Raw genomic sequence first — 20,663 nt, forward strand, 5'->3', positions numbered from 1 at the left:
TCGGTTTGTTGGCTCAACCTGCCTCGGCGGCGACCAGGGCGAAGGTGAGGACGTCCACCGAAGCCGCTCCTCCCCGCAAGAGCACCCGCGATGCAGCATTGGCGGTGGAGCCGGTGGTGGTGACATCGTCGATGAGCAGAACCCTTCGCCCCTGGAGCCTGGGCTTCGCCGATGCGGGGACCCGGAACGCGCCCTGGAGATTCGTCGCCCGCGCCGCGCGGCTGAGCCCGACCTGCGAGCGCGTCGCCTTCACCCGTGTGAGAAGCGAGGTCTCGCAGGGCAGGGAGGCGATGCGGCCGATGCCACGGCCGAGGAGGGCGGCCTGATTGAAACGACGGCGCCACAGCCGGGTCCAGTGCAGCGGCACGGGAATGAGGCAATCGGCCTCCCTCAGTAATTCGGCACCCGCCGATGCCATCATCCGCGCCATGGGGGCGGCGAGATCGAGCCGGTCCTCGTATTTCAGGCGGTGGACGAGATCACGCGCCACATCGTCGTAAAGCGCGACGGCCCTGGCCCGCCCGAAGACGGGGGGATCGGCGATGGCGCGCGGGGACAAGAGGGGGCCGAGCCCCAGATCGACGGGAAACGGCGTGCCCAGGCGCGGGCAATAGGGCTGTTCGATGAGGCGCAGGCTCGACCAGCAACGGGGGCACAGGGCATGCGGATCGGCGGTGGCGGCACCGCAGCCAGCACAGGTCGGCGGGTAGATCAGGCCGAGGGCGCCCGCCGAGATCGAACGGACACCCCGCCGAAGAAATTGGGCGGCGGACACCATAATGCGTGCTTAGGTCCAGTTCGTCGCTTCGCGAAGACCTTACGCGGAGAAGACCTTGCAAAGGGAAAACCTTGCGCAAGATTGTCCCGGCGAAGCGACGTCCGGAAAGCGGCGCCCTACTGTGCCGCGGGCTGCTGGCCCTGGTTCTGCTGCTTGTCCTTCTTGTTGGCCCTGTGGTGTCCGATGGCGCAGCCGGCTGCTGCCCCCATCTTGCCGTGTCCGGCCATATGGCCGGCGACGCCGCCCACGAGCGCGCCCTTGATGCAGCCCTTGGCTTCGGCGGCCCCATTCAGTGAGAGGGCCGCGAGGGTGGACAAGGCGATTCCCGTCAGAAGTCGAATCATGAATCCGGTCTCCGGTTTTCGTTATGATGCGCCAACCTCTCGCCGCTCTGCCCCGTTCCGGCTGGCAGGATCACGTTTTCGCGCCAGCTATAGGAGCGAGATGACCAGCCCACCGCCCCTCTTCGATACGGCCCTTGCCCGTCTCCGCCTCCTGCGCGCCACCCGTGCGGGCTATGCCGATTTCCTGCTGGCGCGACTCGCCGAGGATCTCGACGATCGTCTCGCTGCGGTGCTGCGCCCCTTTCCCGAGGCGCTCGACCTCGGGACGCCGAGCTCCGCCCCCGCCCGCCATCTTCTGCGCTCCGGCCGCGTCGGCGCCGTCACCCGTGTGGCGCCACTGGCAGAGGCCGGCGATGGTCTCGCCCTCATGGTCGGCGATCCGGAAGCGCTGCCGCTGGCGGCTTCCCGTTTCGATCTCGCCCTGTCGCTGCTGGCCCTGCAGCACGTCAACGATCTGCCGGGTGCGCTGGCCCAGTTGCGGCGGGTGTTGAAGCCCGACGGGCTGTTCGTCGGCTGTCTCCTCGGCGGGCGCACTCTCACCGAACTGCGCCAGTCCTTCGGGCAGGCCGAGGTCGAGATCGAAGGCGGAATCAGTCCGCGCGTGGCGCCCTTCGCCGAGGTGCGCGAGATGGGCAGCCTGCTCCAGCGCGCCGGCTTCGCCCTGCCGGTGACGGATGTCGACACGATCACCGTGCGCTACGCCGATCCCTTCGCCCTGATGCGCGACCTGCGCGCCATGGGCCTCACCAACGTGCTGACCGAGCGCCGCCGCACGCCTCTGCGCCGAGACACCCTGATGCGGATGGCCGCGATCTATGCCGAGCGGTTCGCCGATCCCGATGGGCGCTTACGGGCGACGTTCGAGATCCTGTGGCTCTCCGGCTGGGCGCCGCACGAGAGCCAGCAGAAACCGCTGAAGCCCGGCAGCGCCAAGTCCCGTCTCGCCGACGCCCTTGGCGTTCCCGAGATCACGCCCGGCAAGATCACGCTCGGCAAGATCACGCCCGGCACGACCAGCGATCCCTGAGGAGACGACGATGAAACAGCCCGGCCCGGACCATCCCATCACCATCAAGACGAGCCCTCTGCGCGTCCGCGTCATCCTAGACGGAACCGTGATCGCGGAATCCGGAGCCGCCCTCGTCCTCCGCGAGGCGGCTTACGGGCCTGTCTATTACCTGCCCCGCGCCGATGCGCGCTGGGAGCATTTCACCCGCTCGGCGCGCAGGAGCCACTGCCCCTACAAGGGCGAGGCCAGCTACTACACGCTGACGGTCGGCGATACGGTTCGGGCCGACGCGGTCTGGAGCTACGAGACTCCGTTTCCCGCCGTCGCCGAAATCAAGGATCATCTCGCCTTCTATCCGGACAGGGTCGACGCCATCGAGGTGAGCTGAGTTCCGTCATACGCGGGATTGTCCGGCCTTCTCCCAGAAGGCGGATTTCCGCCCGTGTGCCTTGCGCAAGGCGTCCCGATAGGCGGCGTGGTCCGGCGTGAGGTCGCCCGGTTCGAGCCGCTGCGCCAGGGCATCGAGGGCCAGGAGGTGGCGTGCGCCGTAACCGTAGGCGCTGGAGCGGCCCTTGCTCAGCATGTCGTCGATCATGCAGCGGTAGAGCAGGCTCGCCGCCTTCGGGCTCGCCTCTTCCAGAGCCTCCGCCGCGGGAGCGAGGATCTCATAGCGGTTGCCGTCCCATGTCGCGGCCTTGTCGATGACGAGGCGCGCGGCGCGATCGCGCTTGGGCCAGTGCACGAGGAAATGCAGGGCGCGGTAGGGATCGTCGTGAGAGGCCGCATGGTCGAAGGCACGCTCCAGCGCCTCTTCGTCCTCGAAATCGGGAAGCTTGGCGACGTAGTCGCGCAGCATCTCGCGGTCGAGACGGGCTTCAAAACAGGCCCAGCGCTTTGCCTGGGCCTCGTCCCTGCGGCCGAGAGCGTCGAGGATGCGGATTTCGAGGGAGGCCCGCTCACGCTGGGGCGCGTCCGGGTCGAAGCTTCCCGTCAGCATCTGCTCGCGGGTGACGACGACGATTCCGCGCTTCTGCGGCCGTCCGATCCAGTCGAGGGCCTCGGCGGCGCGGTTCGCCGAGAGCAGACGCTCCGCCACGGCCATCGTGTTGGGATGATCGGGGGAGATCGCCTGCTCCAGGGCGATAAAAGCCTCGACGTCGCCGCGCCGGTCGGCGAGGGCCTGGCGCATCCGCAGCAGGCGCATGCGCTCCATCTTCCGGTCCCAGCCCTGCGTGCTGAAGGCGGCCGAGCGGGTTGCCGGCTTGCCCGATTCCTTCGGTTCCGGCGGTGTCGCCGATGCGAGGGCCGCGTCGACCGGCTCCAAAGCGGTATCGGGCAGGCCCTCCACCACCGTGAGCAACAGGGCATCGAGGATGCCGAACCCGTCCGTCTCGAGGAGCGGCACCAGTCTCACGGCCAATTGGGCGGCCTCGGCCGGAGGGAGCCGAAGCGCCAGATCGGCGGCGGCATGCGTCGCCCGTTCGTAGACGCCCACCACCTGGCCGCTGGAATCGTCGACGCGCTCCAGCACGCCCTGCGCCCCGCCTAGGAAACGGATCAACCGGTTGAGGGCGGAATCCACGTCGAGGGGAGCCAGTTCCGAGACGATGGTGGAGATCGTGGCGTCGAGATCGGCGGCGAAGCTGCGCCGCTTCTGCCAGTCGATGTAACCGTGGGCCCGTTCGAGGGCAGTCAACCGTCTGTCGATCAGGGCGGCGACGGCATCGGGGCCCTGCAATCCGGCGATCGCGGCGGTGACGAGCTTCTTGAAGGCGGGGTTACGCGCAGTCTCGTCGAGGACGAGGCCGATCAATCGGTCGAGCCCCAGCGGCGCCAAAGTCTCGGGCGACGGCGTGGTCTTGCGCGTGACGCGCTTCGGCTTCTCCGCCGCGACCGCGCTCGGCTTGGGGGCCGTCTTTACCGCTGCCTTGCGCGCCATGCTTTCCGTCTCCCGCCTCCGACGGACAACCTGTGGCGGCAGGGTGCAGCCATCAAGGTCCGAGGAGATCGACCAGGAACGGGATCAGCGGCGCATCGGCGGGCGGCATCGGCTGGTCCTTGAGTTCGCGCGGGCGCACCCATTTCAGCGCCTGCCCCTCCATGGAACGGGCCATGCCCTCCCAGCGTCGGCAGACATAGAGCGGCATCAGCAGGTGGAAATCGGGATAGGCGTGGCTCGCGAAGGTCAGCGGAGCAAGGCAGGCCTCTTTCACCTCGATCCCGATCTCCTCGCGCAATTCGCGGATCAGGGTTTCCTCCGGCCGCTCGCCCGGCTCGACCTTGCCGCCGGGGAATTCCCAGAGACCGGCGAGCTGCTTGCCCTCCGGGCGCTGGGCCAGGAGGACACGACTATCCGTATCCACCAGGGCGACCGCCACCACGAGGAGGATGCGGAACGGAGGCGCCGCCACGGCGGAGTCTTGTGTCACGGCAGGATCGCGAAGCTGGCCGAGACCTCGGCGCTCGTCTCGATCGTGCCCGCCGCCAGCGGCACCGGCACGCCGGAGCGCTTGGACCGCATCGGAGCCGCCGCCATCGCCATCGGCATCCCGCCCCCCTGGGGCGTCGTCTGAATCAGCAGGGGCGCTCCGAGCTTCACACCGGCGGCCTCGGCGAGGCGTCCCGCCTGCGCCATCGCATCCTTCATGGCCGCCACCTGTACGGTCGCCTCCGCCGCATTGGGGTCCTTCAGGCCGAACGCCACGCCCTCGATCCGGTTGGCGCCCGCGTCCAAAGCCTTGCGCATCAGCTCGCCGAGCTTGCCCATATCGGCCAGGCGCACCCGCACGCTATTGGCGGCGCGGTAGCCGTCTGCCTTCTCGGTGGTGCTGCCGTCGGGTTGGCGTACCTCCCGCGTCGCCTGCGTGAGGGTGACCGCCGTCGTGCCGATATCGCTCTCGCCGACGCCGAACCCGGCCGACAGCGTGATGAGCGCGCGGGCGACGTTGCTCGCTCCGTCGAGGGCGGCAGCAGGCGTCGCGCCCTTGGCTTCGATCCCGATCTCAACCGAGGCGAAATCCGGTGGCGTCTCGGCGCGGGCGCGGCCGGTGACGACGATGCGGCTCTCACGCTTGTCGTGCTCGTCTGCCCATGCGGGAAGCGCCAGGGCGGCGAGCAGAACGGATGCGACGGCGATCCGGAACCGGCGCGGAGCGCGCTCGGACGAGCGGCTCATGAACGGTAATCCCCATTGATCTCGATATAGCCCTTGGTCAGGTCACAGGTCCAAACCCGCGCCGTGCCATTGCCCAGGCCGAGATCGACCGTCACGGCGACGTCCGATTCGCGCATGACGGCGCTCGCTGCCGCCTCGCTGTAATCCGGGTCGCGGGCGCCCTCGCGGGCGACGCGGACGTCGCCGAACCAGATCGCGAGGCGATCACGGTCGGCGGGCTCCCCGGCCTTGCCCACCGCCATGACGACGCGGCCCCAATTGGCGTCCTCCCCGGCGATGGCCGTCTTCACCAGGGGCGAATTGGCGATGGACATGGCGATGCGGTGGGCCGAGGCATCGTTCGTCGCGCCCTTCACGTTGACGGTGACGAACTTGCGCGCGCCCTCGCCATCCTTGGCGACGAGCTGCGCCAGCTCGATGAGCAGATCGTCCAGCGCCGCGCGGAAGCCCGACAGGCGGGCGTCGCCCGGATCGGTCACGGGTGCGTTGCCGGCGGCTCCGGTGGCGAACAGCATCAGCGTGTCGGAGGTGGAGGTGTCGCCATCCACCGTCACGCAGTTGAAGCTCGTCTGCGTGCCGGCGCTCAAAAGGGTCTGCAGCACGACCTGCGGCAGGGCCGCGTCGGTGAAGACGAAGCTCAGCATCGTCGCCATGTCGGGCGCGATCATGCCCGCGCCCTTGGCGATGCCGTTGATCGTCACCGTTGTCCCGTCGATCGTCGCCGTGCGCGTGCCGAGCTTGGGGAAGGTGTCGGTGGTCATGATCGCCTGCGCCGCCGCCGCCCAGGCTGCTGGGCCGGTCTCGGTCCGGGCCGCGCAATCGCTCAGCACACCTTCGAACTTGGTCGCGTCGAGGGGCTCGCCGATGACGCCGGTGGAGGCGATGAAGACCTCGTCGGGCCGGCATCCCGCCGCCTCGGCACCGATCTTCGCGGTGAGTTCCACGGCGTCCCGTCCACGCGCTCCGGTGAAGGCGTTGGCATTGCCGGAATTGACGATGAGGGCGCGGGCGCCTTCCCTCGCCAGGGCTTCGCGGCACCAATCCACCGGTGCGGAGGGGCATTTCGAGCGGGTGAACACGCCCGCCGCCTGTGTCCCCGGCTGCAACGCCAGATAGAGCACGTCGGTGCGCCCGGAATAGCGGATGCCCGCCTGCGCGGTGGCGATGCCGACGCCGGCGATGGGCGGCAGGTCCGGCACGGATTTCGGTGCGAGGGGCGAGACGGGGGGAGTTTTGGCGGATGACATCAGTCGGTCGGGCTCCGGCAATCCGCCGCTATCGATTCTCTGGCGGCGCGGCGGTGTTGCATCGCCCACCGCCGCCACGTCAACACCGGCGGGCGCTTTCGAGGGAACAGTCAAGCTCCTCGGGGATTTCCTGTATCCGACGCAACGGACATCTGCGGACGCCTTGTCCTGCAGTGCAAACGTGTCCTACGATGACGCGTCGCACAGAAGATACGTGCTGGAACTGGCTTGAGCCGATCCAGGCGCGCCCAGGCGGAAACGAGGAGTTTCGACCATGGAACCGACGGCTTCCACCGGTGGAGCCTACGGCGTTCAGGTTCTGATCGCTGGACGACAGAAACACTGGCGCGACGAGGTGGCATCGCAGATCCGGCGTGCCGGATACGCCGCCACGACCGTCGATTCCGGCGTCGATGCGATGACGGTTCTGGCCCTCGGCCTCCCGGTCGACGTGCTCGTCACCGATATCAGCCTCAAGGGCGAGTTGTGTTCGACCAAGCTTGTTCTCGAAGCGCGCGCCCTGCGGCCCGACCTGCGGATCGTCTTCGCCAACGAAGCTCCGCGCGACCCTCTGCCCGAGGTGATCGAGGACGGCCATGACGACGTCTACGTGACGAACGAGGTCAGAAACGACGCGGTCGCCAGCACCGTGCGCGAGGCTCTCGGAAACCGAGATTGACCTTTAGGACTCTTCCGATCGGGTAACGAGAAGGGCGGCCGAGACATCACTGTCTCGGCCGCCCTTCTCGTTACATCGCCACGGCTCCAAGGCACGCTATGCCGGCGTGCCTTTGGCGTCAGGGAGCCGTCTTGGTTTCCGCCGGCTTGGCATCGGGCGCCCTCGTCTCCGTCGACTTGGTGTCGCCGGAATTGGGCTTGGCCTGACCGAGATAGACATATTCCGGCGCGGCGCGGAGCTGATCCTTGTTGGTGTCGATCGTCGCCTTCATCGCCTTGTCGTCGACTCGGGCGAGCTTCAGGGCGCTCGGATCCACGGCCACGTATTTCGTACCGATGCCGAGGAATCCGCCGACGCCGACGACCCAGGCTTTGATCGTGCTGCTCTCGTCGAGAACGATGTCGGCGATCTCGCCGATCGTCTCGTTGGCGCCGTTCTGGATGGTCAGGCCGATCAGCTTGGAGGTGACCCGGTCGGACGGCGCCTGTGCGACGAAGGTCGGACGCAGGTCGTTGTTGAGAGTGGCGGGGGCCGCCGGAGCCGGAGCCGAGCCCGCATTCTGCGGATCCGCCGTCTGAGCACCGGCAATCGACGCTCCAGCGAAGACGAGGGGCGTTGCGAGGGTCGCTGCAAGCAACAGGATGCGCATAGGGGCGTGTCTTTCCGCTCTGGGTTCGGTGGTCGAACTCGGTCCTCGCTCAAGCTGAGCCCTTGCGAAAGGTTCCACCCACGATGCACCCGATAGTGGACAGTCCGGATCGCCGGACTAGTTTCCGTCAGGGCGAAAGCGGGCCGATTCCAGCCTCTGTCCGCCCAGGGAGCGACCCCCGATGACCCTACTTCGCCGACAGGCCCTGTTTCTTCTCGGCAGCGTCATCGCAACCGGTGCGCGCGCCGCGACCAGCGAGGGCAATGCGAGGGCCTTTGCCTTCGAGAAACCGGAAGGCGGGCTGATCGCTCTCAAGGATTTTGCGGACAAGCCGATCCTCATCGTCAACACCGCCACCGCCTGCGGCTTTGCCGGACAGTTCTCCGGGCTTCAGGCTCTGTGGACGCGCTTCGGCGGGCGCGGCCTGACGGTGATCGCCGTGCCGTCGCCGGATTTCGGCAATCAGGAGCCCCTCGACGGCGTTGCCATCGCCGAGGCGGCCCGCCGGAATCACGGCGTCACCTTTCCCGTCGCCGCCAAGACCCATGTGCGCGGGCCGCAGGCCCACCCGTTCTATCGCTGGGCCGCCGCCGAGAAGCCCGGTTCGACACCGAACTGGAACTTCCACAAATACCTGATCGGCCGCGATGGCGGCCTCGTCGGCGCCTATCCCTCGTCGGTGGAACCCAACGATCCTCGCATCGTCACTGCCATCGCCGGTGAACTGAGTCAGAGCTGATGCCCGAGGCCCGAGATCATTGCGGGATGTCGCGGGGCGGGCGAAGCGGCTCGACCCGCCGCGGGCGTGCCGCTTGTCGTCTCGTGCCTCCGCGCGACGAGCGTTCGTAGACCCCATCGGAACGTGAAGGAGCCGCGGACGGATAGTTCGACGCGAAGGGGTTGGCCGGTACGCGCTCGGGGCTTCCGAACAGGCTTCCGCCGGATTGCGCCCAGGCCGATGGGCCGGCCAGGATCGTCAGGAGGAGGGCTGCAGGCAGGTTCAGGCGCATCGCCGATTTCCTTTTCAGTCGGTCTTTGACGCCATAGCCCGGCTTCCCACATCCGGCGAGGCATCGTCCGATGCGCCGTCCTCCAGCGGCTCGAAAGGAAAAAACAGATGGACCCTCATGAGTTCGAGCATGACGGCGCGCGTTTCGAGGTGCGCTTCGAGCGTGTCGCCAAGGGATGGCTCGGCCATATCCATCGTGAGGGGGACGACGTCACGCATATCATGGCCTTCCCAGATGGCGCCGGCTACGATTCCGGCGATGTGCGCGGTTCGTTGATCGCCGGTTGCGAGGCGGCCGTTTCTCGCATCACGCAGGCTCCAGCCACCCGTCACTGAGTCGCGACGGAACCCGGGGACGGAACTTGGGGACGGAACCTGGGACAGCCCCGCTCCGTTCGCCATGCCAAGCACTTGGCGCCAAAACGTCGGCGCCTCGAGGAGGAACCAGCATGTCCGAGATCACCTATCGCATCGTCGAGCACGATGGCGGCTTCGCCTACAAGGTCGGCGACGTCTTCTCCGAGACCTTCCCGAGCCACGACGAAGCGCTGCAGGCCGCCCAGGCCGCCGCTGCCGAACAGCAGGTGCCGGGCTCCACCGAGGGTATCCGCTACCAGGACGGCAAGGGCGACTGGCACGACGAAACAGCTCAGGGCAACGACCGTCCCACGGCGAAGGTCGTCGATTAACTCACGCTCAGTTCCCGCCGGTCTCGTCCTGTCGTGGGACGGGACCGGTACGGATTTCCGGTCGGCTCGCTCTGAGACCGCTGCCTCAGCCCTGACAGAGATGCTTGCCGCTCAGCCGGATTTGGCGACCGGCTGTTTTTCGGTGGCGCTCCACTGCGCGGCCGCCACGTATCTCGTCGGGCCTCCTTCGCCGTTGCCGTTCTTACCGCTGTGGCAAGTTCGATTCCGGCCGGTGCCTTTTGCCTCGTAGAGAGCCATGTCGGCCGCTTCGACCAGCGCTACGGCCGTGGCGGCGGGGCCGCAGCTCGTCGCCACGCCGATGCTGACGCTGACGAAGCCGAGGTGATCGTTCCGGTTTCCGTGAATCAGGCCCTTCTCCGCGATGCTGCGGCGGAACCGTTCCGCGACCCCATAGGCCTCGTCGGGATCGCTGGTGTGCATCAGGACTGCGAATTCCTCGCCACCATAGCGGCTGACGAACGCACCCGACCCCGCAGCCGTCTTCGCCAGCAGGGCGGACACCTCACGCAGGCACGTATCGCCGGCGCCGTGGCCGTAATGGTCGTTGAACAGCTTGAAATAATCGACGTCGATCAGCATCACGGCGAAATGCCGGCCTCCGAGGCTCGCTTCCCAGAACTCGGAGAGCTCGCGCGCAAAAGCGCGCCGATTGGCGATGCCGGTAAGCGGATCGGTGGTGGAAAGATGGGCGAGGGTCGTGTTGTCCTCGGCCAGGCGCTTGGCGCGCAAGCTATCGCGCAGGTTGACCAAGTAGTCACGCCGGTTCGCGGCTTCGATCTTGTAGGTGGCGACGAGGCTGAAGAGGATGCCCGTCATCATGTCGAGGCCGAGGACGCCGCCCACCGGCGCTGCGATGTCCGGCTTCAGATACAGTCCCGCCGCCACCGCGATGGCCGTGATACCCGACAGGAAGCAGGCCCAGAAGAACCGCAGCGGTAGGGTGATGTTGGCGAAGAGGACGCTGAGCCAGATAGTCGCCGTTGTCAGCGAGACCAGCGGACCCGTTCCCATCCAGAAGATCAGGATGGGGATACCGGTGGCCGCAAGCATGCCGATCCCGCCAATGGCTTCGCGGACCGGACCACTGACCCACCCTACCGCCCAGATGATCAGCAGAGCCAGCGGCGTCATCGCCAGAACCCGCAACCCGACATTGAGAAGGGCGAGGTCCGGCGTCGTCACGAAACCCGCGACGTTGTAGACGTGGAAGACCACCATGCCGAGGACGATCGTGTAACGGATGTCCCGGACGCGCTTCTCGCGCGTGTCGTACTCGAAACGTGCTTCGAGCTCGGATTCGAAGGCGAGTTTGAGGGTCCTGGCATGCAACTGCCGATCGATAGCACCGAGCAGGCGCATGTCTTTGCCGGCACCGGGAAGATCGGGTGCCAAAGTTCCGCCTGCACTAAGCCGGCGTACCGGTCTTTCACTCACGCGATCCGCCCACGGCTCAAAGTCGTTCGCCCCGAATTCATTGTCGTCCAAGCCTCAGACAGCACCGTCTTCAACCTCGACATTGCCGTTCGGTCGCATCGTCACGTCGATAAAAACGCCAATACGCATTATGATCCCTAACAGTGCTGAACCCCCTTGAAAAAGATCGTTCAAATTCGAACGATCTTGCATGCAATCCCGGGGAAATTTCCACATTGCCGGAAGCCGGATGCGCAAGGGGCATTTGCGCTTTGCACCCGACCTCGTGCATCTCGCTAGGAGTCCCCTGCCGGCCGATGGCGCCAGGTGGGGTCGTCACGTTCGGAGATAGCCTTGCCGCCTCGTCAGACCGACCATGAGATCGATCCGCTCTTCGTCGAGCGTCGCTCGCCCCGCGCCTTCACCGGCGAGGCCGTGCCGGAAGCGGAATTGCTGCGGATGTTCGAGGCTGCCCGATGGGCGCCGTCCGCGTATAACTCGCAGCCCTGGCGCTTCCTCTACGCCCTGCGCGACACGCCCGATTGGCAGGTTTTCTTCGACCTGATCGTGCCCGGCAACCAGAAGTGGGTGAAGGATACCGGCGCCATCGTGATCCTGGTGTCGAATACGCAAATGAAGGTCGGCGACGAGCTCAAGCCGTCCTGGAGCCATTCCCTCGATGCCGGCGCGGCATCCGCAAACTTCCAGCTCCAGGCGATCCGCCAGGGCTGGCACGCGCACGGAATGACCGGGTTCGACCGGGAGCGTACGATCACGGCCCTGAACGTGCCGGAGACCTACCGGGTCGAGGCCGCCTACGGCGTCGGCCGTATGATCGAAGCGGGCAATCTCACCGAGGAGCAGACGGCGAAGGAGAGCCCGACCGGCCGTCGTCCGATCACGGATTTCGTGTTCGCCGGCGGATTCAAACCCACTGCGGCGTGAGGTCTCCGCCGTGCTGAAACCGGCTTCCGATTACGATGCCCTGGTGTCGGGCTTCGCCTGGGACATCCCCGAGCGGTTCAATATCGGCGTCGATGTCTGCGACCGCTGGGCCGGGATCGAGCCGGGACGCGCGGCGATCCACGACGTCTCGTCGTCGGGGGCGGTGACGACGACGACATTCGGAGGCTTGCGCGAGGCGTCGAACCGCCTCGCGCAAGCCCTCGTTGGGCTGGGCCTGCGCCCCGGCGACCGCGTCGGTGTGCTTCTGCCCCAATCGGCCGCCGTCGTGATCGCCCATGCCGCCGCCTACAAGCTCGGCGCCGTCGCCTTGCCGCTGGCGGGCCTGTTCGGCCCGGAGGCGCTGGAATACCGCCTGTCGGATTCCGGCGCCGCCGCGCTCATCACCGATGCGGCCGGACTGGCGAAGATCGAGGGCATCCGCCATGCTCTCCCGGCTCTGGCCCATCTCATCTGCCTCGACGGTGCCGTCGGCGGAGCCCTCGCCTATGCCGATCTGATCGCATCCGCTCAGGACCGCTTCACCGCCATCGACAGCCGGGCCGACGATCCGGCCCTGATGATCTACACGTCCGGCACGACCGGCCTCGCCAAGGGGGCGCTCCACGCCCATCGCGTGCTTCTCGGCCACCTGCCGGGCTTTGCCATGATGCACGACTTCCCCCCCAAACCCGGCGACCTGATGTGGACGCCGTCCGATTGGGCCTGGGCGGGCGGTCTCCTCAACGCGGTCCTGCCGAGCCTGCATCACGGCGTGCCGGTGGTGGCGCGGGCCACCGCGCGCTTCGCGCCGGAGACGGCCCTGGCGCTCATCGCCGAACTCGGCATCACCACGACCTTCCTGCCGCCCACCGCCCTCCGGATGCTGCGCGGCGTGCCCGACCCGCGCGGACGCTTCGATCTGTCCCGGCTCCGCAACATCGCCTCGGCTGGCGAGGCGCTGGGGCCCGAGACCTTCGAATGGGTCCGCAGTGAACTCGGCCTCACCATCGGCGAGGCCTATGGCCAGACCGAGTGCAACCTCGTTCTCGCCTCCTGCAAGACGGCCGGCATTGCGCGCGCCGGCTCCACCGGCCGCCCGGTGCCCGGCCACCGGGTGATGATCCAGCGCGCCGACGGCAGCGAGACGGCCATCGACGAGCCCGGCGAGATCTGCGTCGCCCGGCCCGACCCGGTGATGTTCCTCGGCTACTGGAACCAGCCGGAGGCGACCGCCGCGAAGTTTCGCGGGGAATGGATGCTCACCGGGGACACCGCCCGGCGGGATGCGGACGGCTACGTCCATTTCATCGGCCGCGAGGACGACCTCATCACCTCGGCGGCCTACCGCATCGGTCCGGTGGAGATCGAGGATTGCCTCCTGCGCCATCCGGCTGTCGCTTCCGCGGCGGCGGTGGGCAAGCCGGACCCGCTCCGCACCGAAATCGTCAAAGCCTTCGTCGTCCTGCGGGAAGGGATCGCCGCGAGCGACGCCCTGGCCGACGAGATCAGGGCCTTCGTCCGCTCGCGTCTCTCGGCGCACGAATATCCGCGCGAGATCGCGTTCCGCGAGTCCCTGCCGATGACGACTTCGGGCAAGATCATCCGGCGGCAGTTGCGCGACGAGGGCTGAGGTTCATCGACCGCGCGCAGGAGGGACCGGCGCGGTCGCTTCGACCGTCGGCGGCGCGATCACGCCCGGCGCTGGCAGGCCGAGGAGGAAGGCGAGATCGGGCGCGGCGCCCTCCGCGAGAAGATCGGCCAGCGTGTACCGGTCCAGCACCTCGAGGAAGGCGGCGAGGGCCTCGCCCAGCGCCTTCCGGAGTCGACAGGACGGGGTGATCGCGCAGGCCCCGTTCGCGAAGCATTCGACGAGGGCCAGATCCTCTTCCGTCTGCCGCACCACGGCGCCGACCACGATCTCGGCGGGGGGACGGGCGAGCCGCAGGCCGCCGCCGCGACCGCGCGTGGTCTGGACGAGGCCGATCCGGCCGAGCTGATGCACCACCTTCGTGAGATGGCTCTCCGAGATCCCGTAGGCGCGCGCGATCTCGGCGATCGAACTCACCCGGCTCTCGTTCAGCCCAAGATAGATCAAGGTGCGCAGGGCGTAGTCGGTGTAGCGGGTGAGGCGCATTCAACCCTCCTACAAGGTTTTAAAGATACATTCCGCTTGCATCTTCTAAAACACATCGGCGATAAGGTTCATATGAAATGAACCTTTGGAGCCTGTCTTTGTCCCAGCCCCTGACGCCCGCCACCATCGCTCTCATCAAGGCCACCGTTCCGGCCCTCGAAGCCCATGGACTCACCATCACGAAGCGGATGTACGAGCGCCTGTTCCGGGACGAGGCGATGCGCGACCTGTTCAACCAGTCGCATCACGGCGAGACCGGTTCGCAGCCGAAGGCGCTGGCCCTGGCGGTGCTCGCCTATGCGCGCCACATCGACGATCTCGGCGCGCTGAGCGGCGCGGTCGAGCGGATCGCCCAGAAGCATGTCGCCCTGAACATCCTGCCGGAACATTATCCCTTCGTGGCGGATGCGCTCCTCGGTGCGATCCAGGACGTGCTCGGCGATGCGGCCACCGCCGAGATCTGCGCCGCATGGGGGGAGGCCTACTGGTTCCTGGCGCATATCCTGATCGGCCGCGAGGCAGAGATCGCGCGCGATCTCGCGCACAAGCCCGGTGGCTGGAACGGCTGGCGGGACTTCGTCGTCGAATCGGTGACAGAGGAGAGCGAGACGATCCGTTCATTCGTGCTGGCGCCGCGCGATGGCGGGCCGGTCCTGCGTCACGAGCCCGGCCAGTATCTCGGTATGCTCATCGACCTGCCCGGCCAGGGCGTGCTCAAGCGCAACTACTCGATCTCCTGTGCGCCGAACGACCGGGCCTACCGCATCACGGTCAAGCGTGAGGAGCGGCCGGGCGAACCGGCCGGGATCGTCTCCAACTGGCTGCATGCGGAGGCAAAGCCGGGCACTGCCCTGCGCTTGGCGCCTCCCGCCGGCGATTTCTTCCTCGACCGTTCGACGACCGCCCCCGTCGTCCTCGTAAGCGGCGGTGTCGGCCTCACGCCGATGCTGAGTATGCTGGAAACGCTGGTCGAAACAGGGGCCGACCGGCCGGTCTGGTACGTCCACGGCTCCATCAGCGGGCGTTTCCATGCGATGCGCGAGCATGTCCGTGGCTTGGCGGCCCGAGCGCCGAACATCGAGGTCCGGACGTTCTACGCCGTGCCGGAGGACGGAGACCGCCAGGGCATCGATTACGATGCCGACGGCCTGATCACGGCGGATTGGCTGGCACGGGAGACTCCGCTCACCGAGGCGACCTACTATCTGTGCGGCCCCAAGCCGTTCCTCGCCTCCCTCGTCCACGGTCTCGCCCGGCACGGCGTTCCGGCCGAGCGAGTGCGGTTCGAGTTCTTCGGCCCCGCCGACGAACTCGTGGAGGAGCCCCGTCAGGCAGCCTGAGATGAGGCAGGCCTCAGGGCGAATCAGGGGCTGGGCGGGGCGGCCCCGTTCCTGGCTTCCTGCAATCGGCGAACCCATTGCCAGAACGGGTCGTCGCTCGCCTTGGCGAAACTGTCCGGCGGTGTCGGCACGATCTCCGAGACCGTCCTGGGGATCGTCACGCCGTAGGTCGTCGTCAGCCAATCTCGGAAGGGCGGATTGTCGACCTCCATCTCGTAATCCGGTTCGTCTTCCGGCTCCGCGTCGGGATGCGCGAGCCCGGTCCCCAACTCGTTGTGCCCGATGGCCAGAAGCCGCAGGAAATCGAGGGGCGTCTGCCCGAGAACGCAGAGACCATCTCCCTCGGAACCGAGATGGACGATGCGCTGATATCCGTCGTCATCGAGCCAGAAAGCCGCGTAGGAACCGTCCGCGCCGGTCCGGGCGAAGGGGATCAGGCGCGCGGCAGTGTCCGGGTTTCCGAACCAGCCCTCGGCATAGGAGCGGGCCTCGTCCTCACGCTCGACCCGAAACAGAACGACCGCGCCGCGGTAAGGCGCCTCCAGCGGCTGAAGCGTCCCGAACCTGTCGCCGGGCACACGCTGGCTTTCGTGCAGAAGGCCCCGCTCCTCGATCCAGTCGAACAGCGAGGCGATCTCCGGCGGCAGCGTGAAGCCGGCCGGCAGGCGTGCGCGCATCTCGTCGGTGAAGCGTCCCATCCGCTTTCTCCTTCCCGTCCCTCTATCCTGATTCCAAACCGACGCAGCCTGGAACACGTATAAAGACATCTTTATGTCTTGATTGCTTCGCGCCGGTTCGCCTGCTATAGGCCTCGCCATAACGAAGCGAGAGACGGAGAAGCGACCCCATGGCCCAGGATTACATCGTCAAGGACATCGGTCTGGCCGATTACGGCCGCAAGGAAATTTCCATCGCCGAGACCGAGATGCCGGGCCTGATGGCGACGCGCGAAGAATACGGTCCGTCGCAGCCGCTGAAGGGCGCGAAGATCGCCGGCTCGCTGCACATGACGATTCAGACGGCCGTGCTGATCGAGACCCTGAAGGCGCTCGGCGCCGACATCCGCTGGGTCTCGTGCAACATCTACTCGACGCAGGACCATGCCGCCGCCGCCATCGCGGCCGCCGGCATCCCGGTCTTCGCCATCAAGGGCGAGACGCTCACCGAGTACTGGGATTACACCTCCAAGCTGTTCGACTGGCATGACGGCTCGATGCCGAACATGATCCTCGACGATGGCGGCGATGCTACGATGTTCGTGCATCTCGGCCTCCGCGCCGAGAACGGTGACACCGCCTTCCTCGACAAGCCCGAGTCGGAAGAGGAAGAGATCTTCTTCGCGCTCCTGAAGAAGAAGCTCGCCGAGAAGCCCAAGGGCTGGTTCGCCGGCCTCGCCGATTCGATCAAGGGCGTCTCGGAAGAGACCACCACGGGCGTGCACCGCCTCTACAATCTCGCCAAGGAGGGCAAGCTGCTCTTCCCGGCGATCAACGTGAACGACGCCGTCACCAAGTCGAAGTTCGACAACCTCTATGGCTGCCGCGAATCGCTGGTCGACGGCATCCGCCGCGGCACCGACGTGATGATGGCCGGCAAGGTCGCCATGGTCGCGGGCTTCGGCGATGTCGGCAAGGGCTCGGCCTCTTCGCTGCGCCATGCCGGCTGCCGCGTGCTGGTCTCGGAAGTCGATCCGATCTGCGCCCTCCAGGCCGCCATGGAAGGCTATGAGGTCGTGACGATGGAAGATGCCGCGCCCCGCGCCGACATCTTCGTGACGGCGACCGGTAACAAGGACATCATCACCCTCGACCACATGCGGGCGATGAAGGACCGGGCGATCGTCTGCAACATCGGCCATTTCGACAACGAGATTCAGGTCGCCGGCCTGAAGAACATGCAATGGTCGAACATCAAGCCGCAGGTGGACGAGATCACCTTCCCCGACGGCCACCGCATCATCCTCCTGTCGGAGGGACGCCTGGTGAATCTCGGTAACGCCACGGGCCATCCGTCCTTCGTGATGTCCGCCTCGTTCACGAACCAGACGCTGGCCCAGATCGAGCTCTGGACCAACCCCGGCAAGTACGAGAAACAGGTCTACACCCTGCCGAAGGCCCTCGACGAGAAGGTCGCCATGCTCCACCTCGAGAAGATCGGCGTGAAGCTCTCGAAGCTCCGCCCCGACCAGGCCGCCTATATCGGCGTCTCCGAGAACGGCCCGTTCAAGCCCGACCATTACCGCTACTGACACCGCTTCCGGGAGCCGGCGCTGCCGGGCCCTTGTGAGCGACATCGAAGAAAGCCCGGCCTCGCGCCGGGCTTTTTTTTCGCTGCGGTGGCCATGGCGCACCCGTGGCACAAGTGTGTCCTTTCTGCGCCGATGGCCGGGCAACCGATCGGCGACATGGTGAAGATAAGCTTAACCCTCTTCCGGCAGGATTCCGGCTCGCGCTAGTGTGGGGTGATTCCTCATCTGGAGGTAACCCCGCAGCCGCCTTTCGGGCGTCTGGCGGGATGGGCGCAACTGCGCCTCAGCGACGGTTCGTAGGGGCGGTACGTGTCATGAGGGTCGATGAAACGGCACGCCTGAACGGGCGTGTCGGCGCTGCCGTCATCTCTGTCGCTGCCGGCGTGGCGGCGGGCGTCATGGTGGCCGGTCACGCCATGGCGGCGTCCGGCGAGGGCACGGCCATGCCGACGCCCACCGCCGCGACGCTCGGAGCCGGCTATGTCGGCGACCAATCCTCGTGGGTGATCGGCCTACCCTTGCACATGCACAATGCCACCGGCCTCGCGATCCTCATCGGCCTGATCATCTTCGCGACCATCCTGTCCCTGCTGCACCTGCGCGAGCGCGGACGCTGGACCCGGCGTGAGCGCGAACTCATCGCCGATCTCGACACCCTGCGCAGCTCCGAAGACCGGGCCGAGATGCTGCTCGGTGCCGAGCGGCAGGTCATCGTCACCTGGTCGGGGCGTGGCGAGCCCGTCATCGAGGGCGACCTCACCCTCGCCTTCGACGGCAACCGCGTGAAACCGGGTCCCGCCGGGCTGATCCTGGCTTTCGGAACATGGCTTCTGCCGGCGGATGCGGGCGCCATCGAAGCGTCTCTCGACGCTCTGCGCGAACGCGGTGCAGGATTCCGCATGACCGTCCGCGCCCAATCCGGACGGATCGTCGACGCGCACGGGCAGGCCCTGGCCGGTCGCGCCCTGCTGCGCCTGCGCGAGACCACCGAGGAGCATCGCGAACTCGCCGAATTGCGCGAAACGCTCGACGAGACCAAGCGCGGTCTCTCCGCCCTCGCGAACCTGCTCGACGCGATTCCCCAGCCGGTCTGGCGGCGCAACCGAGACGGCGGCCTCGCCTGGGTCAACACCGCTTATGTCGCCGCCGTCGAAGCCGGCAGCCGCGAGGCGGCGGTCGCCGAGGGGATCGAATTGCTCGACCGTCAGGCGCGGGATCTCATCGCACGCGGTGAAGGCGACCGCACCGCGTCCGGGGGCAGGGCGGCAAAGCGACTCTCCGCGGTGGTGGCCGGCGGGCGCCGCATCCTCGACGTCACCGAGGCGGCCATCGATTCAGGCCGCGTCGGAATCGCCGTGGATGTCTCCGAATTGGAGAGCGTCCGCGCCGACCTGCAGCGCCAGATGGACGCTAATGTCCGCACCCTCGACCAGCTCCCCACCGCCGTGGCGATGTTCGATGCGCGCCAGCGACTGATCTTCCACAACGCCGCCTATCGCCAACTCTGGAGCCTCGATCAGGCGTTCCTCGATTCCGGCCCCCTCGACGGCGAGATCCTCGACCATCTGCGGGCAGCCCGGAAGCTTCCCGAACAGGCGGATTTCAGAGCCTGGAAGGCCGACGTGCTCGCTGCCTACCGCGCCGTCGAAGCCAGTGAGACCTGGTGGCATCCGCCGGACGGACGTTCGCTGCGCGTCGTCGCCGACCCGAACCCGCAAGGTGGCCTGACCTACCTGTTCGACGACGTCTCCGAGAACGTGAAGCTCGAATCCCGCTACAACGCCCTGATGCGTGTCCAGGCCGAGACGCTGGACACGCTGAAAGAACCGGTGGCGGTGTTCGGCGCGGACGGACGCCTGACTTTCGCCAATCGCGCCTTCTCGACATTGTGGCGCCTGGATCAGGAGACCCTTGGCGAGCGTCCGCGCGTGGATGCGGTGATCGAGGTCTGCCGGAGGCTCTCGCCGGACGAGGAGCCCTGGCTCGACATCCGTGGCGCCATCACCGGCCTCGAGAGCCGGGCGGGCCTCACCTGTCGTCTGGAGATCGTGGATGGCACGGTGCTGGATTGCGCCGCACAGCCCCTGCCGGAGGGAGCGACGCTGCTCACGCTCATCGACGTCACGGCCAGCGTGAACGTGGAACGGGCACTGACCGACAAGAACGATGCTTTGGAACGGGCCTCTCAGCTCCGCGACACCTTCGTCCACCACGTCTCCTACGAGCTGCGTTCGCCGCTCACCAACATCATCGGCTTTACCCAACTTCTCGGCGACGAGACCGTGGGCGCGCTCAACGAGCGCCAGCGCGAGTATTCCGACCACATCATGCGCTCGTCGGGTGCGTTGCTCGTGATGATCAACGACATTCTCGATCTCGCCTCGATCGATGCCGGCTCGCTCGAACTCGCCCGCGAAGTCATCGATGTCCGGGCGACCGTAGAGGCGGCCACTCGCGGCCTGGAGGATCGCCTCGCCGAATCCGCCATCAGCCTCGATCTCGACATGCCCGACGACATCGGCAGTTTCGTCGCCGACGGAAAGCGCGTGCGGCAGATTCTGTTCAACCTGCTCTCGAACGCCGTCGGTTTCTCCTCCCCCGGCCAACTGGTTCGGGTCACCGCCCGCCGGACTGAGTCGGAACTCACGCTCACCGTGCGCGACGAGGGCCGCGGGATGCCGGAAGACGTCGCCGCGCGGGTGTTCGACCGGTTCGAGAGCCGTACGCTGGGAACCCGTCATCGCGGAGTCGGCCTCGGCCTCTCCATCGTGCGCTCCTTCGTCGAGCTCCACGGCGGCCGGGTGGAGCTCGCCTCCAAGCCCGGCGGCGGCACCCGCGTGACCTGCACGTTTCCCGTGGACAATCCGGAGCCCAAGCGCGCGGCGGCTGAGTAGCCGCATCCGCGTCATCCCTCGTAAAAACGCGGCCGCGCGGATTGCGCCGCTGGCCCGGACGCGTCGCACCCCTTAGGGTGCGTGACGAT

At 67.1% G+C, this 20,663-nt stretch carries 23 protein-coding genes; 12 read left to right on the forward strand and 11 right to left on the reverse strand.

The window, feature by feature from the left end; translation table 11 throughout:
* Window positions 1-13: 13 nt before the first annotated feature.
* Together RQI43_RS22490 and RQI43_RS22495 are read right to left on the reverse strand one after the other, a co-directional pair.
* Window positions 14-778 carry a ComF family protein gene (locus tag RQI43_RS22490; protein WP_311276657.1) on the reverse strand — a complete coding sequence of 255 codons (765 nt, stop codon included), beginning with the start codon at window positions 776-778 and terminating at the stop codon, window positions 14-16.
* Window positions 779-894: 116 nt separating this feature from the next.
* A complete protein-coding gene (locus tag RQI43_RS22495) occupies window positions 895-1,122 on the reverse strand; it encodes a hypothetical protein (protein ID WP_311276658.1) in 228 nt (75 codons plus the stop codon).
* A 100-nt stretch (window positions 1,123-1,222) separates the two neighbouring features.
* On the opposite strand from RQI43_RS22495, the gene RQI43_RS22500 reads away from it, so the two are divergent.
* The gene (locus RQI43_RS22500; RefSeq protein WP_311276659.1) at window positions 1,223-2,149 is read left to right on the forward strand and encodes a methyltransferase domain-containing protein; all 927 of its coding nucleotides are present in this window, start codon (window positions 1,223-1,225) and stop codon (window positions 2,147-2,149) included.
* Between the two features lie 10 nt (window positions 2,150-2,159).
* Window positions 2,160-2,519: a DUF427 domain-containing protein gene (locus RQI43_RS22505; protein WP_311276660.1), complete on the forward strand. Its 360-nt coding sequence runs from the start codon at window positions 2,160-2,162 to the stop codon at window positions 2,517-2,519.
* Between the two features lie 6 nt (window positions 2,520-2,525).
* Here the strand turns inward: RQI43_RS22505 and RQI43_RS22510 are convergent, their stop codons facing one another.
* From RQI43_RS22510 to argJ, 4 genes are read right to left on the reverse strand one after another with little or no spacing between them, the layout of a single operon-like run.
* Window positions 2,526-4,070 (reverse strand): DUF6880 family protein, encoded by a 1,545-nt coding sequence (locus RQI43_RS22510; RefSeq protein WP_311276661.1) that lies wholly within the window; start codon window positions 4,068-4,070, stop codon window positions 2,526-2,528.
* Window positions 4,071-4,122: 52 nt separating this feature from the next.
* A complete protein-coding gene (mutT, locus tag RQI43_RS22515; RefSeq protein WP_311276662.1) occupies window positions 4,123-4,560 on the reverse strand; it encodes an 8-oxo-dGTP diphosphatase MutT in 438 nt (145 codons plus the stop codon).
* Entirely contained in the window at window positions 4,557-5,306 is a 750-nt protein-coding gene (locus RQI43_RS22520) for an SIMPL domain-containing protein (RefSeq protein ID WP_311276663.1), read from the reverse strand. The genes mutT and RQI43_RS22520 overlap by 4 nt, the downstream gene beginning before the upstream one ends.
* The gene (gene argJ, locus RQI43_RS22525) at window positions 5,303-6,553 is read right to left on the reverse strand and encodes a bifunctional glutamate N-acetyltransferase/amino-acid acetyltransferase ArgJ (protein WP_056429049.1); all 1,251 of its coding nucleotides are present in this window, start codon (window positions 6,551-6,553) and stop codon (window positions 5,303-5,305) included. The genes RQI43_RS22520 and argJ overlap by 4 nt, the downstream gene beginning before the upstream one ends.
* Window positions 6,554-6,827: 274 nt before the next feature.
* Here argJ and RQI43_RS22530 point away from each other — a divergent pair, with 274 nt between their 5' ends.
* Window positions 6,828-7,232, forward strand: coding sequence for a hypothetical protein (locus tag RQI43_RS22530; RefSeq protein WP_056429052.1), 405 nt, complete (start codon window positions 6,828-6,830; stop codon window positions 7,230-7,232).
* 118 nt (window positions 7,233-7,350) lie between these two features.
* Here the strand turns inward: RQI43_RS22530 and RQI43_RS22535 are convergent, their stop codons facing one another.
* Window positions 7,351-7,881 carry a PRC-barrel domain-containing protein gene (locus RQI43_RS22535; protein WP_056429055.1) on the reverse strand — a complete coding sequence of 177 codons (531 nt, stop codon included), beginning with the start codon at window positions 7,879-7,881 and terminating at the stop codon, window positions 7,351-7,353.
* 181 nt (window positions 7,882-8,062) lie between these two features.
* Here RQI43_RS22535 and RQI43_RS22540 point away from each other — a divergent pair, with 181 nt between their 5' ends.
* Window positions 8,063-8,620 (forward strand): glutathione peroxidase, encoded by a 558-nt coding sequence (locus RQI43_RS22540; RefSeq protein ID WP_311276664.1) that lies wholly within the window; start codon window positions 8,063-8,065, stop codon window positions 8,618-8,620.
* Between the two features lie 16 nt (window positions 8,621-8,636).
* On the opposite strand, the gene RQI43_RS22545 is transcribed toward RQI43_RS22540, so the two are convergent.
* The gene (locus tag RQI43_RS22545; protein ID WP_311276665.1) at window positions 8,637-8,891 is read right to left on the reverse strand and encodes a hypothetical protein; all 255 of its coding nucleotides are present in this window, start codon (window positions 8,889-8,891) and stop codon (window positions 8,637-8,639) included.
* A 107-nt stretch (window positions 8,892-8,998) separates the two neighbouring features.
* On the opposite strand from RQI43_RS22545, the gene RQI43_RS22550 reads away from it, so the two are divergent.
* The gene (locus tag RQI43_RS22550; protein WP_311276666.1) at window positions 8,999-9,226 is read left to right on the forward strand and encodes a hypothetical protein; all 228 of its coding nucleotides are present in this window, start codon (window positions 8,999-9,001) and stop codon (window positions 9,224-9,226) included.
* Window positions 9,227-9,339: 113 nt separating this feature from the next.
* On the forward strand, window positions 9,340-9,579 hold the full coding sequence (locus RQI43_RS22555; protein WP_018042095.1) for a hypothetical protein: 240 nt from the start codon (window positions 9,340-9,342) through the stop codon (window positions 9,577-9,579).
* A 111-nt stretch (window positions 9,580-9,690) separates the two neighbouring features.
* Here RQI43_RS22555 and RQI43_RS22560 read toward each other — a convergent pair whose 3' ends face one another.
* Window positions 9,691-10,929 (reverse strand): GGDEF domain-containing protein, encoded by a 1,239-nt coding sequence (locus tag RQI43_RS22560; protein ID WP_311276667.1) that lies wholly within the window; start codon window positions 10,927-10,929, stop codon window positions 9,691-9,693.
* On the opposite strand from RQI43_RS22560, the gene RQI43_RS22565 reads away from it, so the two are divergent.
* The 3 genes from RQI43_RS22565 (at window position 10,924) to RQI43_RS22575 (ending at window position 13,588) form a co-directional block, all read left to right on the forward strand.
* Window positions 10,924-11,175 (forward strand): hypothetical protein, encoded by a 252-nt coding sequence (locus RQI43_RS22565; protein ID WP_162239906.1) that lies wholly within the window; start codon window positions 10,924-10,926, stop codon window positions 11,173-11,175. The genes RQI43_RS22560 and RQI43_RS22565 overlap by 6 nt on opposite strands.
* Before the next feature lie 192 nt (window positions 11,176-11,367).
* A complete protein-coding gene (locus RQI43_RS22570) occupies window positions 11,368-11,958 on the forward strand; it encodes a nitroreductase family protein (RefSeq protein WP_210348604.1) in 591 nt (196 codons plus the stop codon).
* A 10-nt stretch (window positions 11,959-11,968) separates the two neighbouring features.
* Complete coding sequence (locus RQI43_RS22575) at window positions 11,969-13,588, forward strand: AMP-binding protein (protein ID WP_311276668.1); 1,620 nt, start codon at window positions 11,969-11,971, stop codon at window positions 13,586-13,588.
* Window positions 13,589-13,591: 3 nt separating this feature from the next.
* Here the strand turns inward: RQI43_RS22575 and RQI43_RS22580 are convergent, their stop codons facing one another.
* On the reverse strand, window positions 13,592-14,092 hold the full coding sequence (locus RQI43_RS22580; protein WP_311276669.1) for an Rrf2 family transcriptional regulator: 501 nt from the start codon (window positions 14,090-14,092) through the stop codon (window positions 13,592-13,594).
* A gap of 98 nt (window positions 14,093-14,190) precedes the next feature.
* Between RQI43_RS22580 and hmpA the strand changes: the two genes are divergently transcribed.
* Entirely contained in the window at window positions 14,191-15,432 is a 1,242-nt protein-coding gene (gene hmpA, locus RQI43_RS22585; RefSeq protein ID WP_311276670.1) for an NO-inducible flavohemoprotein, read from the forward strand.
* Between the two features lie 23 nt (window positions 15,433-15,455).
* On the opposite strand, the gene RQI43_RS22590 is transcribed toward hmpA, so the two are convergent.
* Window positions 15,456-16,130, reverse strand: a complete 675-nt coding sequence (locus tag RQI43_RS22590) for a hypothetical protein (protein WP_311276671.1) — start codon at window positions 16,128-16,130, stop codon at window positions 15,456-15,458.
* 149 nt (window positions 16,131-16,279) lie between these two features.
* Between RQI43_RS22590 and ahcY the strand changes: the two genes are divergently transcribed.
* Together ahcY and RQI43_RS22600 are read left to right on the forward strand one after the other, a co-directional pair.
* A complete protein-coding gene (gene ahcY / locus RQI43_RS22595) occupies window positions 16,280-17,680 on the forward strand; it encodes an adenosylhomocysteinase (RefSeq protein WP_207413157.1) in 1,401 nt (466 codons plus the stop codon).
* A 314-nt stretch (window positions 17,681-17,994) separates the two neighbouring features.
* On the forward strand, window positions 17,995-20,574 hold the full coding sequence (locus RQI43_RS22600; RefSeq protein ID WP_311276672.1) for an ATP-binding protein: 2,580 nt from the start codon (window positions 17,995-17,997) through the stop codon (window positions 20,572-20,574).
* Window positions 20,575-20,663 lie beyond the last annotated feature (89 nt).

This window comes from Methylobacterium sp. WCS2018Hpa-22 (genome assembly GCF_031843785.1).
Classification (GTDB): Bacteria; Pseudomonadota; Alphaproteobacteria; order Rhizobiales; family Beijerinckiaceae; genus Methylobacterium.